The 13166-nt window shown below is 56.5% G+C and carries 11 protein-coding genes; 4 read left to right on the plus strand and 7 right to left on the minus strand.

Annotated features, from left to right (window positions below; genetic code table 11):
* Nucleotide 1: 1 nt before the first annotated feature.
* The 6 genes from ACR0AY_RS06205 to ACR0AY_RS06230 form a co-directional block, all read right to left on the minus strand.
* Nucleotides 2–1165 (minus strand): serine hydrolase domain-containing protein, encoded by a 1164-nt coding sequence (locus tag ACR0AY_RS06205; RefSeq protein WP_170511468.1) that lies wholly within the window; start codon nt 1163–1165, stop codon nt 2–4.
* Between the two features lie 72 nt (nt 1166–1237).
* Nucleotides 1238–1921, minus strand: coding sequence for an aminoacyl-tRNA hydrolase (gene pth / locus ACR0AY_RS06210; protein ID WP_170511466.1), 684 nt, complete (start codon nt 1919–1921; stop codon nt 1238–1240).
* 129 nt (nt 1922–2050) lie between these two features.
* The gene (locus ACR0AY_RS06215; protein ID WP_170397494.1) at nt 2051–2704 is read right to left on the minus strand and encodes a 50S ribosomal protein L25/general stress protein Ctc; all 654 of its coding nucleotides are present in this window, start codon (nt 2702–2704) and stop codon (nt 2051–2053) included.
* A 254-nt stretch (nt 2705–2958) separates the two neighbouring features.
* The gene (locus tag ACR0AY_RS06220) at nt 2959–4125 is read right to left on the minus strand and encodes an alpha-hydroxy acid oxidase (protein WP_170511465.1); all 1167 of its coding nucleotides are present in this window, start codon (nt 4123–4125) and stop codon (nt 2959–2961) included.
* A 164-nt stretch (nt 4126–4289) separates the two neighbouring features.
* The gene (gene trpA, locus ACR0AY_RS06225) at nt 4290–5081 is read right to left on the minus strand and encodes a tryptophan synthase subunit alpha (RefSeq protein ID WP_170511464.1); all 792 of its coding nucleotides are present in this window, start codon (nt 5079–5081) and stop codon (nt 4290–4292) included.
* A gap of 79 nt (nt 5082–5160) precedes the next feature.
* Nucleotides 5161–5646 carry an acyloxyacyl hydrolase gene (locus ACR0AY_RS06230; RefSeq protein ID WP_170511462.1) on the minus strand — a complete coding sequence of 162 codons (486 nt, stop codon included), beginning with the start codon at nt 5644–5646 and terminating at the stop codon, nt 5161–5163.
* 202 nt (nt 5647–5848) lie between these two features.
* Between ACR0AY_RS06230 and ychF the strand changes: the two genes are divergently transcribed.
* Nucleotides 5849–6946 carry a redox-regulated ATPase YchF gene (gene ychF, locus ACR0AY_RS06235; RefSeq protein ID WP_170511460.1) on the plus strand — a complete coding sequence of 366 codons (1098 nt, stop codon included), beginning with the start codon at nt 5849–5851 and terminating at the stop codon, nt 6944–6946.
* 28 nt (nt 6947–6974) lie between these two features.
* On the opposite strand, the gene ACR0AY_RS06240 is transcribed toward ychF, so the two are convergent.
* Nucleotides 6975–7403 carry a DUF4275 family protein gene (locus ACR0AY_RS06240; protein WP_170511458.1) on the minus strand — a complete coding sequence of 143 codons (429 nt, stop codon included), beginning with the start codon at nt 7401–7403 and terminating at the stop codon, nt 6975–6977.
* A gap of 269 nt (nt 7404–7672) precedes the next feature.
* On the opposite strand from ACR0AY_RS06240, the gene ACR0AY_RS06245 reads away from it, so the two are divergent.
* The 3 genes from ACR0AY_RS06245 (at nt 7673) to fdhF (ending at nt 13141) form a co-directional block, all read left to right on the plus strand.
* On the plus strand, nt 7673–8554 hold the full coding sequence (locus tag ACR0AY_RS06245) for a LysR family transcriptional regulator (RefSeq protein WP_170404498.1): 882 nt from the start codon (nt 7673–7675) through the stop codon (nt 8552–8554).
* Nucleotides 8555–8639: 85 nt separating this feature from the next.
* Nucleotides 8640–10343: an NAD(P)H-dependent oxidoreductase subunit E gene (locus tag ACR0AY_RS06250; RefSeq protein WP_170511456.1), complete on the plus strand. Its 1704-nt coding sequence runs from the start codon at nt 8640–8642 to the stop codon at nt 10341–10343.
* A gap of 11 nt (nt 10344–10354) precedes the next feature.
* Nucleotides 10355–13141 carry a formate dehydrogenase subunit alpha gene (gene fdhF, locus ACR0AY_RS06255; protein ID WP_170511454.1) on the plus strand — a complete coding sequence of 929 codons (2787 nt, stop codon included), beginning with the start codon at nt 10355–10357 and terminating at the stop codon, nt 13139–13141.
* Nucleotides 13142–13166: the final 25 nt, after the last annotated feature.

Here is a 13166-nt window from a genome sequence, read left to right on the forward strand (position 1 = left end):
CTTACAGGCTTCGCGCAATTTTGCGGAACATTTCTATGTTTTGCTCACCGACACCGGGATCGCGGAACTTCCGGTCTGCGCCCGTCGTGACAATCAGAACACCACGTGGCTGGTCGAAGTAAATGTACTGCCCATACACGCCCCGCGCCATGAATTCACCTTCATGGGCACCGATCGGGATCCACCATTGATAGCCATACCCTATCTTGCCCGGTTCGGTCGGTGCGCTTGGCCAAGTAGCGGCGTCGATCCAATCCGCGGGTACAATCTGCCGTCCATCGCGTTCGCCATCCTGCAAAATCAACTGCCCGAACCGGGCAAAATCGCGCGTTGTGAAGTTGAGACCACCCAGAACAAATGCAACGCCTGCTCCATCGGTGATGTAGTAGCCTTCTCGCTCCAATCCCAGCGGTGTGATCACTTTCTCGGTCAGTAACTCTGCAACGCTGCGTCCTGTTGCCCCCCGGATGACCATTCCGATCACATGAGTATCGATCGACACATATTGCCACGTTTCACCCGGCGCGACGAAACTGTCCTTCAACGAAGCCGCGAAGTCGTCCAGTTCACCTCCCAGCGCCACGACGCGGCCCATGCGATTGATGTCGGAATTATAGTCCAGATAATCCTCGTCAAAGGTCACGCCGCTGGCCATGTTCAACACGTTGCGGATCGTGGCGGTCTCATAGGCGCTGCCCTTGAGGTCGGGTGCGTATTGCACGACCGGATCGTCGAGCGAATTGATCGCGCCTTCATCCAGCAAAATACCGAACAAGGCAGACAAATAGCTTTTAGCAATTGACCAGGAGATCCTGCGATCATCCGGCCCGGTGCCCAGATAGTATTCTTCGAAACGAATTTCTCCGTCCTGCATCACCAACAGGGATGTTACCGAGCGATCTTCGATCCACTGGTCTGTTCCATCGGGAAGATCGAAGCCAGGCCCATACGGCAGCTCCCAGGTCGGGCCATTGCCACGCGGCAGAGTGACCGTCAGAAAGGCTTCGTCCATATTCGAAAAGTTGTGGACGATCTTTTCTTCTGAAAACAGCGAATTCACCGCCATCAGGCGCTGGATTTCCTCGCGTTTCCAAAATCCGACAACCGCCGCTGCCAATGCCAAGGTCAAAAGGATACGCAGCAGCCATCTGAGCGCTGTTTTCATTCGTCACCTCCCTTTGCCTCTGACATTGGACTTTGGCCTGAGGCTTTGCGCAAGCGCAATGTTGCGGAATGATTATCTGAATTTATCCAGCAGCTTTTGCATGGCCGAACGCTCATCGGGCGCTGAAACGGCTTCGGCGGCAGCTTTGGGGGGCGTTTCAGGTTTAGTGGGCTGCTTCGATGATCTGGGTGGAGCAGTGCGCAGTGCAACGGCATTCATGAATTTCCCGCTTTCGTCATCGGCAAGATAAGTGGCACCGTCCGAGACGCCGCGCAGCACGTCATCCAGCCAGTCCGCATCCGCCTTTGCAAAGTCGCTTAGAACATAAGGCGAGACCATTTCTTTGCGGCCCGGATGACCGATACCCAGCCGCACGCGATCATAGGCCGGGCTGATATGGTCGTGGATCGACCGCAACCCGTTATGGCCTGCGTGGCCACCGCCTGCCTTAACGCGCACTTTACCGGGTGCCAAGTCCAGCTCATCATGGAAGACGGTCACGTCCGTCGAGTCGAGCTTGTAGAAGCGCATTGCCTCTCCCACTGACTGGCCAGAGCGGTTCATGAAGGTTTGCGGCTTGACTAGCAGCACTTTCTGGCCGCCTAGACGTCCTTCGGCAATTTCCGCCTGGAACTTGGACTTCCATGGACCAAACCCGTGATCTTGGGCAATTCGCTCTAACGCCATGAAGCCGATATTGTGCCGGTTGCGAGCGTATTTTGATCCCGGATTTCCCAAACCGACAAACAGTTTCATCGCTTTGTCCCTTACAGTCTCGCGTCGTTATCTCATTGCATGGATCAGGGGATGTTTTCCAGCCCCGTACACGCAAAAGAAAACGGGGCCCAGAAGGCGCCCCGTTTCAAATCTGGATTTGATCCGGATTTATTCTTCTTCCTGGCCGATGACTTCAACTTCATCTGCAGCCACTTCTTCCTCATCACCCTCTTCGTCGTCGCTGGTCGACAGACCGGTGGGTGCCGAGACGTTGGCGATCACGAAGTCACGATCGATGGTGGGCTTGGTGCCTTCGGGCAGCACAACCGAAGAGATGGTGACAACGTCGTTGATTTCCATGCCAGTAAGATCAACAGTGATCTTCTCAGGAATGTCACCGGCTGTGCAGAGCAGTTCAACCTCGGGGCGGACAACGGTCAGAACGCCACCTTTTTTGATACCGGGGGCTTCTTCTTCGTTGATGAATTCAACGGGGATGAACAGCGCGATCTTGGTGGTCCGACGCAGGCGCATCAGGTCCAGGTGGGTCGGCAGGTCTTTGACAACGTCACGCTGGACATCGCGGCAGATGACGCGCACGTCTTCGTGACCTTCGACTTTCAGGTTCCACAGGGTCGACTTGAACCGGCCTGCTTTAAGGCGCTTGAACAGTACGTTGAACGGGATCTGGATCGGCAGCGGCTCTTTGTCGCCACCAAAAACAATGCCCGGAACCATGCCATCGCGGCGTGCTTGACGAGCGGCGCCCTTGCCTGTCCCCGTCCGTTCCAGAGCTACGAGATCAGGAATCTCTCCAGCCATGATAATTCTCCAATGTTAGGGCGGGCATCCTCCAAGGCTGTATGCCCGCGTGAAGCCGCGTCCTTAGCTTGATTCAGTTGGTTTGGAAAGGGCTTTTTGTAGCCCGAGAAATTTTGCGAGGCTCTGCCTCGCGCTCCGAGGTATTTACGGCCAGATGAAGGACGGATCCTCTGCTTCATCTGGCTGCAAGTACCTTGAACGAGACGCTCAATGGGCGGCCATGCGGCGTCTCCATCTACTTGGGAGGCGTAGGATCAAGCCTGCCAGCGACCGCCAAAGTCTTCGGGGACTAGAAGATTGTGGCGCCCAAGATCGGCTACGTTGCGTTCACCGCAAAGTGCCATCGTTGTATCGAGCTCTTTCTGGATCACTTCCAATGCTGTTGTCACGCCTTTCTGACCCATTGCACCCAGCCCATAGACAAAGGCGCGACCAATAAAGGTGCCCTTGGCCCCAAGCGCCAGAGCTTTCAGCACGTCTTGCCCTGAACGGATGCCGCTATCCAGATGCACTTCGACATCACTGCCGACGGCATCCATGATCTCGGGCAGAACCCGGATCGAGCTGAGCGCACCATCCAGCTGCCGTCCACCATGGTTTGAGACAACAATTGCATCTACGCCCAGCTTGGCAGCCATTTTGGCATCCTCGGCATCGAGTATGCCCTTAAGGATCACCTTGCCGCCCCATTGTTCCATCAGCTTCTCGACTTTGCCCCAGTCGAGGCTGGGATCGAATTGCTCGGCGGTCCATGTGCCGAGCGAGCGTGTATCTGTGATGCTATCGACATGACCGACGATATTCCCGAATTCTCGGCGCTTGGCACCTAGCATCTCGATGCCCCAGGCCCATTTCGTCATCAGGTTGGCGATGGTCTTGGGGGTCAGCTTTGGCGGCGCAGATAGGCCATTCTTCAGGTCCTTGTGTCGTTGGCCAAGGATTTGCAGATCAAGCGTAATGACAAGGGCCGAGCATTTCGCATCCTTCGCGCGCTGGATAAGTCGCCCGACATAGTCCTGATCTTTCATAGTGTAGAGCTGAAACCAGAAAGGGGCCGAAGTGTTTTCAGCGACATCTTCGATCGAATTGATCGACATGGTCGACAGTGTGAAGGGTACACCAAAGGCTTCGGCGGCTTTGGCCGCTTTGATCTCGCCATCCGCGTGCTGCATTCCTGTCAGGCCTACCGGAGCCAATGCAACGGGCATGGATACATCCTGCCCGATCATCTGCGATGCGGTCGAGCGCCCTGTCATGTCTACGGCGACCCGTTGGCGCAGGCGGATATCTTCGAAATCCGACGTATTCTCGCGGAAGGTTTGTTCGGTCCAGCTGCCGCTTTCTGCATAGTCAAAAAACATGCGCGGAACGCGACGCTCATAGATCCGTTTGAGGTCTTCGATATTGGTAATGACTGGCATTGATCAGGTTCTCGCAGGATTGGTTAAGTTTCTTTACCAATTATTATGAAACACTGCAATGCCCGCTTGCTGCGGTTGGTTGCCGCGTGGTCAAAACAAAAATACACCGCAGTGGGCGGCGCGCCTGCTGCGGTGAAGAACCATCTGAAAATGGAAAGAAATTGTTAGGCGGAGTGCGCGCCATCTGACAGTGTTTTGACAAAATCCAGAACCTCGGTCACCGGTTTTCCGGAACCGATCTGGCTGACAATGGCAGATCCAACTACCGCGCCATCGGATACACTCGCGATGTTGCGAGACTTTTCTGGTGTATTGATGCCGAAACCGACGATCACGGGCAAATCAGTTGCAGCTTTGATCCGAGCGACCTCGGGCCCAACATCGGTTGCCTGCGCTTCGGCAGCACCGGTTATGCCGGTAATCGATACATAATACACAAAGCCGGATGTGTTTTGCAGTACGCGAGGCAAGCGTTGGTCATCGGTCGTCGGCGTCGCCAAGCGGATGAAGTTCAGCCCGGCAGCTTGCGCGGGCAGACAAAGCTCTTCGTCCTCTTCGGGGGGCAGGTCGACGACGATCAGCCCGTCGATCCCCGCTGATTTTGCATCTGCTAGGAACTTCTCGACACCTCGGCTGTAGATCGGATTGTAATATCCCATCAGCACGATCGGTGTGGTGTCATCGGATTCACGAAAGGCGCGGGCCAAATCCAGAGTGCGTTGCAATGTCATTCCACCATCCAACGCCCGTTGGCCAGCAGCCTGAATGGTCGGGCCATCGGCCATCGGATCGGTAAAGGGCAGGCCCAACTCGATGACGTCGACACCTGCGCCGGGCAAACCCTTCACGACCTCCAGCGAAGTGTCATAGTCGGGATCTCCGGCCATGACATAAGCTACAAATGCCTTTTTGCCCTGTTCCTTCAGGGCGGCGAATTTGGCGTCGATACGGGTCATCGGAAGTCCTTGCACTCGGGTTTGGACCTGATGTGCAGAAACTTTCGCTGAAAATCAATCCCGCTTGGTGGGCTTCCGATCAGAAGGCGTAATGGTATCTCAGCAAAAGTGCGTTTACGCCTGGGTTGTCTTCCTGCGTGCTGGCGTTGGATATATGAGTGATAGCGGCAGACAGTTTGTTGCCGCTTTCCAGCGTATAGCCAAGGCCCAGTAAGCTACGTATCTGAAAACTGCCGCCCAGATCATTCAGTTCGTTGGATTCACTATAGTATCCCGGCATGACACTGCCCTCGATGAACCAACGGTCCGCAAAAGTGTAAAGCCCGATCAGGCCCGCGCCAACATGCGTGTCACCGTCGGTATCAACAGACAGGGCCGCACCCCAGGTGGCGCTGAACCGGGTCGCTTCGTAGAAAGAGCGATGCTGGTATTCCAGCGAAACAATCGCCTGATCTTCGCTCTCAGCGCTGGAATAATCTGCGTAGCCTGCTCCGAAAATGATGGATTGGGCTTGTGCTGCAGTAGCGGCTGTCAGCGCAAAAGCCAGAATAACAAGGGATTTCATTTTTACCTACTATGTCCGTCGTTCGTTGGTATTGGTTTTATTGAGGAATGTAGGTGCATGTTTTCAATGGACGCAAGAACACAAATCGATGTCGATTTTGTGATGTGGCAGAATAGACTCGCGGCAGTGTTCAGGCACTTTGCCTTGCGCATTGCACCGGACCTGCCTAGAAGCGGCGCTCGAATGGTATCAGGAGGCCGTCATGGGCTTTAAAATGGGAATCGTGGGTTTGCCGAATGTTGGCAAGTCGACTCTCTTCAACGCACTGACCAAAACTGCGGCAGCTCAGGCGGCGAATTTCCCGTTCTGCACCATCGAACCCAATGTGGGGGATGTCGCCGTTCCTGATGACCGGCTGGATAAACTGGCGGCGATTGCGTCCTCGAAACAGATCATCCCGACGCGCATGACCTTTGTGGATATCGCTGGTCTGGTGAAGGGCGCTTCGAAAGGCGAGGGGCTGGGCAACCAGTTTCTGGCAAACATTCGCGAGACCGACGCGATTGCCCATGTGCTGCGTTGTTTCGAAGATGGTGACGTGACCCATGTGGATGGCCGCGTTGATCCGGTGGCCGATGCCGATACGATCGAGACCGAGCTGATGCTGGCCGATCTGGAAAGCATCGAAAAGCGTCGCGCCAATCTGGTGCGCAAGCTGAAGGGCAATGACAAAGAAGCGCAACAGCAGGACCGCCTGCTGGCCGAGGCGCAGGAGATGCTGGGAAACGGCAAGCCAGCGCGTCTGGTTGAAGTGTCTGATGAAGACGCCAAGGCATGGAAAATGCTGCAACTTCTGACCACCAAGCCGGTGCTTTATGTCTGCAACGTGTCCGAAGAAGAGGCCGCCGAAGGCAACGAGTACTCTGCCAAAGTCGCTGAGATGGCTGCCGCGCAAGGTAATGCTCATGTCATTATCAGTGCCAAGATCGAGGAGGAGATCAGCCTTCTGGAAGACGACGAGGCACAGATGTTCTTAGAGGAAATGGGTCTGGAAGAGCCCGGCCTCGACCGTCTGATCCGCGCGGGCTACGACTTGCTTAAGCTGGAAACCTATTTCACCGTCGGCCCGAAAGAGGCCCGGGCCTGGACCATCCGCACCGGCACCGCCGCACCACAGGCCGCAGGTGTCATCCACGGAGACTTTGAGAAGGGCTTCATCCGCGCCGAGACTATCGCCTATAACGACTACATCGCTGCCAATGGCGAACAAGGTGCCAAAGAGGCGGGTAAGATGCGGGCCGAAGGGAAAGGCTACATCGTCAAGGATGGCGATGTGATGCACTTTTTGTTCAACACCTGAGAAGCCACCAAAGCAGCCACTGCTCAGCTTATAACCTCGGATTTTCTGCGAAGAACGGGCCGATATCGGGTTGCTCGTGTGTGAATGCCATTGTCCACTTCATGTTGTGGTGGGCTACGTAGATATCCGCGCCAAAAGATGTGAAATCTGGATATGTTTCTGAGACGCAGCGATACGACCATTTGATATCTTCATCAAAGATAACATACGCGGCAGGCCACTGGTTCTTATAGGCATTTAAAGCGTCATCGCCCGCCCGCGCGATTTGAAACCCGTAACTGAAACCATGCCAGCGAAAGCGATTGTGAATCCAGGAACCGGTTGATTTCTTTACGTTCCCGGCGAATGTCTGATGCCAGCATTGAACAACCTCACCACCTTCTTTGGAATTGAGAGGATCAAAATCGACGCATTCACGCACCAAGAAGTCCTCAATTTGGTTTCTCGTAAGGTTCATGGAATAATTCGGTTCTATGTTGTTGTTAAACCGGCATATCGCGCGTTATGGCGAAGTGTCAAAACCGCTCAGGTGGCAAGATGCGATCCTGTTAGTTTCATTTGGGCTGGAACAGCAGTTCGGCAGGCTCAACCACCCGAGTATTGCATGTATCTGAAGCGCTGATCCTGTGGCAGCCAACAAATTGACGATGCTCGCATCTCACACATTTCTCTCGTGCAGAAATGTGGTTAGTTTGGATTTTGACCTGATACTTGAGACAGCTCTAGATGATCGAAATCCGCGACCTGCAATTGCTCAGCGCATTGGCGCGGCATCGTCATTTCGCTAAGGCAGCTGAGGAATGCGGGATTTCACAGCCTGCGTTCTCGATGCGAATCCGAAACCTGGAGGATCGGCTGGGTGTCTCCATCGTTCGCCGCGCAAACCGATTTCAGGGGCTAACCGAAGAGGGCGAGATGATTGTCCAGCGCGCGCGGCGCATTCTCGACGACACCAAGGCTTTGGAACAACAGGTGCTCGCTGCAAAGGGTGAGATCACCGGCACGCTTATTTTGGGTGTGATCCCTACAGCGATTGCCTTCACCGGGCGTCTGACGAAGCGGTTGCGCGATGCGCATCCACGTATCGTGACCCGGATTGAAACAATGTCTGCAACGGCCATTCAGCACCGGTTGGACGAAGGAAGTCTGGATGCTGGCATCACTTATGGCGACAGTATCGGTACCGATCTACGGCAAGTGCAGCGCTTGTACGAAGAAACTTATGTCCTATTGGTCCCCTCGCATATGACCGATGAGACAGGCCCGATCCCATGGGCCCGCGTGGCCGAGTTTCCCCTGAGCCTGCTGGAACCACAGATGCAGAACCGGCGGATTCTGGATCGGATATTCGCCGAACAGGGCTTGCACCCGGATATTGTGGCCGAGACAAGCGGATTCACTGCCTCGATGGTCATGGCACGCGAGGGGCTAGCGGCCACCGTGATTCCACGCGTGCTGGTGCGGGCGCTGGGCGACCTGAAGGACACAAGGGTCCTGTCCCTGATCGAACCCGTGGTGAGCAAGCCGATTTGTCTGGCCACGCTCACTCGTGACCCGGAATTGCCCACGGTCGCGGCCTTACGCACAGTGATGGCGTCTTTGCGGTGATAAACTGTCGTTATCGTGCGATTGAAATATGCGATTTGACGATATGCTAGTCTGATGAGACACGGGGCCTCAATCGGAGGGCATCATGGCACCATTAGACACCAAGCCATCAGGCGCGCCAAAGGGCGTCTGGAAGTCAGGTAAAGGCAAGGGGCGGCACACGCCCAAAGGCCGTCAATTCTCGGACGAGGCACAAGCGGAAATTGCACGTCTGTTGGGTGACCGCCCGCGACGTCGCGATCTGCTGATTGAATTTCTGCATTTGATTCAGGACGCACACGGCCATATCAGCGCCGACCACATCGCCGCTCTGGCGGTTGAGATGCGGATCGGGCAGGCTGAGATTTACGAAACCGCAACCTTCTATGCCCATTTCGATGTAGTGAAAGAGGGTGAAACGCCTCCTCCGGCGTTGACGATCCGTGTGTGCGATTCGCTGTCCTGCGAAATGGCAGGTGCCCAGCAGCTGCAAAAAGCGCTGGAAGACGGTTTGGATGCCTCGCAGGTCCGCGTTGTCCGTGCGCCCTGCATGGGACGCTGCGACACCGCTCCAGTGCTGGAGATCGGTCACAACCACATCGACCACGCAACCCCCGAAAAAGTGCGGGCCGCTATTGTTGCCGATGACACCCATGCGCACCTGCCCGACTACGAAACCTTCGCGGCCTATGAGGCCGAAGGTGGCTACGCCAAATTGAAAGAGCTGCGCGAGGGCGGCGATTGGGAGAAGGTGCAGGAAGACGTACTGTCCTCGGGCCTGCGTGGTCTGGGCGGCGCTGGCTTCCCGTCGGGCAAGAAATGGGGCTTTGTTCGCATGAATGAAGGCCCGCGTTATCTGGCTGTCAACGGCGATGAGGGCGAGCCCGGCACATTCAAGGACCGCTACTATCTTGAGCGCACGCCGCATGTCTTCCTCGAAGGGATGCTGATCGCCGCTTGGGCCGTCGAGGCAGAGACCTGCTTTATCTATATGCGCGACGAATACCCGGCAGTTCTGGAAATCCTGCGTCGTGAGATTACCGCGCTCGAACAAGCCGGGATCGTCGAAGAAGGCTATATCGACCTGCGCCGTGGTGCTGGCGCTTACATCTGCGGTGAAGAATCCGCGATGATCGAGTCGATCGAAGGCAAAAAAGGACTGCCGCGTCACCGTCCTCCATTCGTGGCGCAAGTTGGGGTCTTTAACCGTCCGACCTTGGTGCACAATGTCGAGACGCTCTATTGGGTGACCAAAGTTTGCCGTGAAGGGCCTGAATGCCTTAACAGCACCGAAAAGAACGGTCGCAAGGGTTTGCGTAGCTATTCGGTCTCGGGTCGTGTCGCAAAGCCGGGCGTTTACCTTCTGCCCGCTGGCTCCACCATTCTGGATGTGATCGAGGCTGCCGGAGGCATGGCCGGGGGCCAGACCTTCAAGGCTTATCAGCCGGGTGGTCCATCCTCGGGTCTGTTGCCTGCATCGATGGATGACATCCCGCTGGATTTCGACACGTTGCAACCACATGGCACCTTCATCGGGTCCGCTGCGGTTGTGGTTCTGTCCGATCAGGACACCGCCCGCGATGCGGCACTGAACATGCTGCGCTTCTTCGAAGACGAAAGCTGCGGCCAGTGTACGCCCTGCCGGGCGGGTTGCGAAAAGGCCGTGAAGCTGATGCAAGCTGACAAGTGGGATCAGGACCTGCTGAAAGACCTGTGTCAGGTCATGGGCGATGCTTCGATCTGCGGTCTGGGGCAGGCGGCCCCGAACCCGATCCGCCTGGTCATGAAACATTTCGCTGACGAAATCTGAGGGAGACAGCCATGCTTGATGCAAGCCCAAACAAGACCGTCACCTTCAACCTGAATGGCGAAGATGTCACCGTGCCCGAGGGCTGGACCATCTGGGAAGCCGCAAAGGGGCAGGGGTTCACTATTCCGCACCTGTGCCACAAGCCGCAACCGGGCTATCGCCCTGACGGCAACTGCCGCGCCTGTATGGTCGAGGTGGAAGGCGAGCGCACGCTGGTCGCCTCGTGCATCCGTCCGGCAGCCGACGGCATGGTGGTTAAGACCGACAGCGACCGGGCCGAGAAATCGCGCGCGATGGTCATGGAGCTGTTGGTTGCGGATCAGCCTGAGGAAGCGCACGACACCTCCAGCCACTTCTGGGATATGGCCAAGCTGAACCATGTCATTGACAGCCGTTTCCCGGCGAAAGAGGCCGAGAAAATCCCGCTGTTGGATGACAGCCACGTTGCGATGCGCGTCAATCTGGACGCCTGCATCAACTGCAACCTTTGCGTCCGGGCCTGCCGCGACGTGCAGGTCAACGACGTGATTGGTATGGCCGGTCGTGGCCACACAGCGCAGGTGGTGTTCGACCAGAACGACCCGATGGGTGCTTCGACCTGTGTGGCTTGTGGTGAATGCGTGCAGGCCTGCCCGACCGGTGCTTTGATGCCAGCAACCGTACTGGATGACCAGCAGCGAGGCGACAGCAAGGATTACGATAGCGAAACGGAAAGCGTCTGCCCGTTCTGCGGCGTGGGCTGTAAGGTTTCGCTCAAGGTCAAAGACGGCAAGGTGAAGTATGTCGAGGGCATCAACGGCCCTGCAAACGAAGGTCGTCTGTGCGTCAAAGGCCGCTTTGGCTTTGACTACATTCACCATCCGCATCGCCTGACCAAGCCGCTGATCCGTCGCGAGGATGCTCCAGCCAAGGGATTGAACGTCGATCCCGGCAACCTGAATACCCATTTCCGTGAAGCAACGTGGGAAGAGGCGATGGATTTGGCCGCGACCAAGCTGATGGACTTGCGCGACAAAGACCCGCGCAGCGTTGCAGGCTTCGGCTCGGCCAAGTGCACCAACGAAGAAGCCTATCTGTTCCAGAAGTTCATCCGTCAGGGCTTCCGCCACAACAATGTCGACCACTGCACCCGTCTGTGCCACGCGTCATCTGTTGCGGCCCTGATTGAGAATGTGGGCTCGGGTGCTGTGACCGCGACCTTCAACGAGATCGAAAACGCGGATGTGGCGATCATCATCGGGGCCAACCCGATTGAAAACCACCCTGTCGCTGCGACCTACTTCAAGCAGTTCACCAAACGTGGTGGCAAGCTGATAGTTATGGACCCGCGCGGCGTTGGGATGCGTAAGTTTGCTGATGAGATGCTTCAATTCCGTCCCGGTGCGGATGTTTCGATGCTGAACGCGATCATGAACGTGATCGTGGAAGAAGAGCTCTATGACAGCCAGTACATCCACCGCTGGACCGAAAACTGGGAAGCCGAAAAAGAACACCTGCGCCAGTTCACGCCTGAGGCTATGTCGCCGATCTGTGGCATCGAACCGGATCAACTGCGCCGAGTGGCGCGCACCTTTGCACAAGCCAAGGCCGGTCTGGTTTTCTGGGGTATGGGTGTCAGCCAGCACATCCACGGCACCGACAACTCGCGCTGCCTGATCTCGTTGGCTCTGATGACCGGCAATGTTGGTAAACCCGGTGCGGGACTTCACCCGTTGCGCGGTCAGAACAACGTGCAAGGTGCCTCAGATGCGGGCCTGATCCCGATGTTCCTGCCGGACTATCAGTCCGTTACCGACGACGGCATTCGGGCCAAGTTCACCAACGTCTGGAATGACGACCGCGACTTCTCGAACGAGAAGGGGCTGACCGTCACCGAGATCATCGATCAGGCTTATGCGGGCAACATCAAGGGTATGTACATCCAGGGGGAAAACCCCGCCATGTCCGACCCCGATGTGAGTCACGCGCGCGACGCGCTGGCCAAGCTGGAACTGATGATCGTGCAGGATATCTTCCTGACCGAAACGGCGAACTATGCCGACATAATTCTGCCCGCCTCGGCGCTCTATGAGAAGAACGGCACCGTGTCGAACACCAACCGTCAGGTACAGCGTGTGCGGCCCGCCGTGACCCCTCCGGGTGAGGCGCGCGAGGATTGGAAGATCACCGTTGAGCTGGCGCAGCGGATCGGTTTGAACTGGGATTATTCCGATGTTTCTCAGGTCTTTGCTGAGATGAAGCTGACGATGAATTCGCTCGACAACATCACGTGGGAACGGCTTGAGACGGAGACGATCACTTACCCGTCACTGTCCGAGACAGACCCAGGTCAGGCGATTGTGTTCGGCGATGGTTTCCCACGTGCGGACGGTCGCGCCCGGTTCACGCCAGCCAGTGTCATCCCACCGGATGAGGCCCCGGATGATGAATACCCGATGATCGCCACCACTGGGCGCCAGCTGGAGCATTGGCATACCGGGTCGATGACGCGCCGGTCCAACGTTCTGGATGCCGTGGAACCTGAAGCGAACTGCTCGATGAACCCGCGTACATTGAAACTGATGGGGATTGAGCCGGGCGATATGATTCGTCTGACTACTCGCCGCGGTTCGATTGAAATCATGGTGCGGGCCGACCGGGCGATTGCCGAAGATATGGTGTTCATCCCGTTCGCCTATGTCGAGGCGGCGGCGAATATCCTGACCAACTCGGCCATCGATCCTTATGGCAAGATCCCCGAATTCAAGTTCTCGGCAATTCGCGTCGAAAAGATCGTAGACGCCGTCGCGGCGGAATAGTCTTCAATCAACTGAAAAAAGGCGG

Source organism: Ruegeria sp. A5 (genome assembly GCF_056543005.1).

Excerpts from the sequence above, each read along its gene's own strand:
- ACR0AY_RS06245 (WP_170404498.1), top strand. The coding sequence starts at position 7,673 with ATGATCGAAATCCGCGACCTGCAATTGCTCAGCGCATTGGCGCGGCAT.
- pth (WP_170511466.1), bottom strand. The coding sequence starts at position 1,921 with ATGAAACTGTTTGTCGGTTTGGGAAATCCGGGATCAAAATACGCTCGC.
- ACR0AY_RS06240 (WP_170511458.1), bottom strand. The coding sequence starts at position 7,403 with ATGAACCTTACGAGAAACCAAATTGAGGACTTCTTGGTGCGTGAATGC.
- ACR0AY_RS06230 (WP_170511462.1), bottom strand. The coding sequence starts at position 5,646 with ATGAAATCCCTTGTTATTCTGGCTTTTGCGCTGACAGCCGCTACTGCA.
- ACR0AY_RS06205 (WP_170511468.1), bottom strand. The coding sequence starts at position 1,165 with ATGAAAACAGCGCTCAGATGGCTGCTGCGTATCCTTTTGACCTTGGCA.
- trpA (WP_170511464.1), bottom strand. The coding sequence starts at position 5,081 with ATGACCCGTATCGACGCCAAATTCGCCGCCCTGAAGGAACAGGGCAAA.
- fdhF (WP_170511454.1), top strand. The coding sequence starts at position 10,355 with ATGCTTGATGCAAGCCCAAACAAGACCGTCACCTTCAACCTGAATGGC.
- ychF (WP_170511460.1), top strand. The coding sequence starts at position 5,849 with ATGGGCTTTAAAATGGGAATCGTGGGTTTGCCGAATGTTGGCAAGTCG.
- ACR0AY_RS06215 (WP_170397494.1), bottom strand. The coding sequence starts at position 2,704 with ATGGCTGGAGAGATTCCTGATCTCGTAGCTCTGGAACGGACGGGGACA.
- ACR0AY_RS06220 (WP_170511465.1), bottom strand. The coding sequence starts at position 4,125 with ATGCCAGTCATTACCAATATCGAAGACCTCAAACGGATCTATGAGCGT.
- ACR0AY_RS06250 (WP_170511456.1), top strand. The coding sequence starts at position 8,640 with ATGGCACCATTAGACACCAAGCCATCAGGCGCGCCAAAGGGCGTCTGG.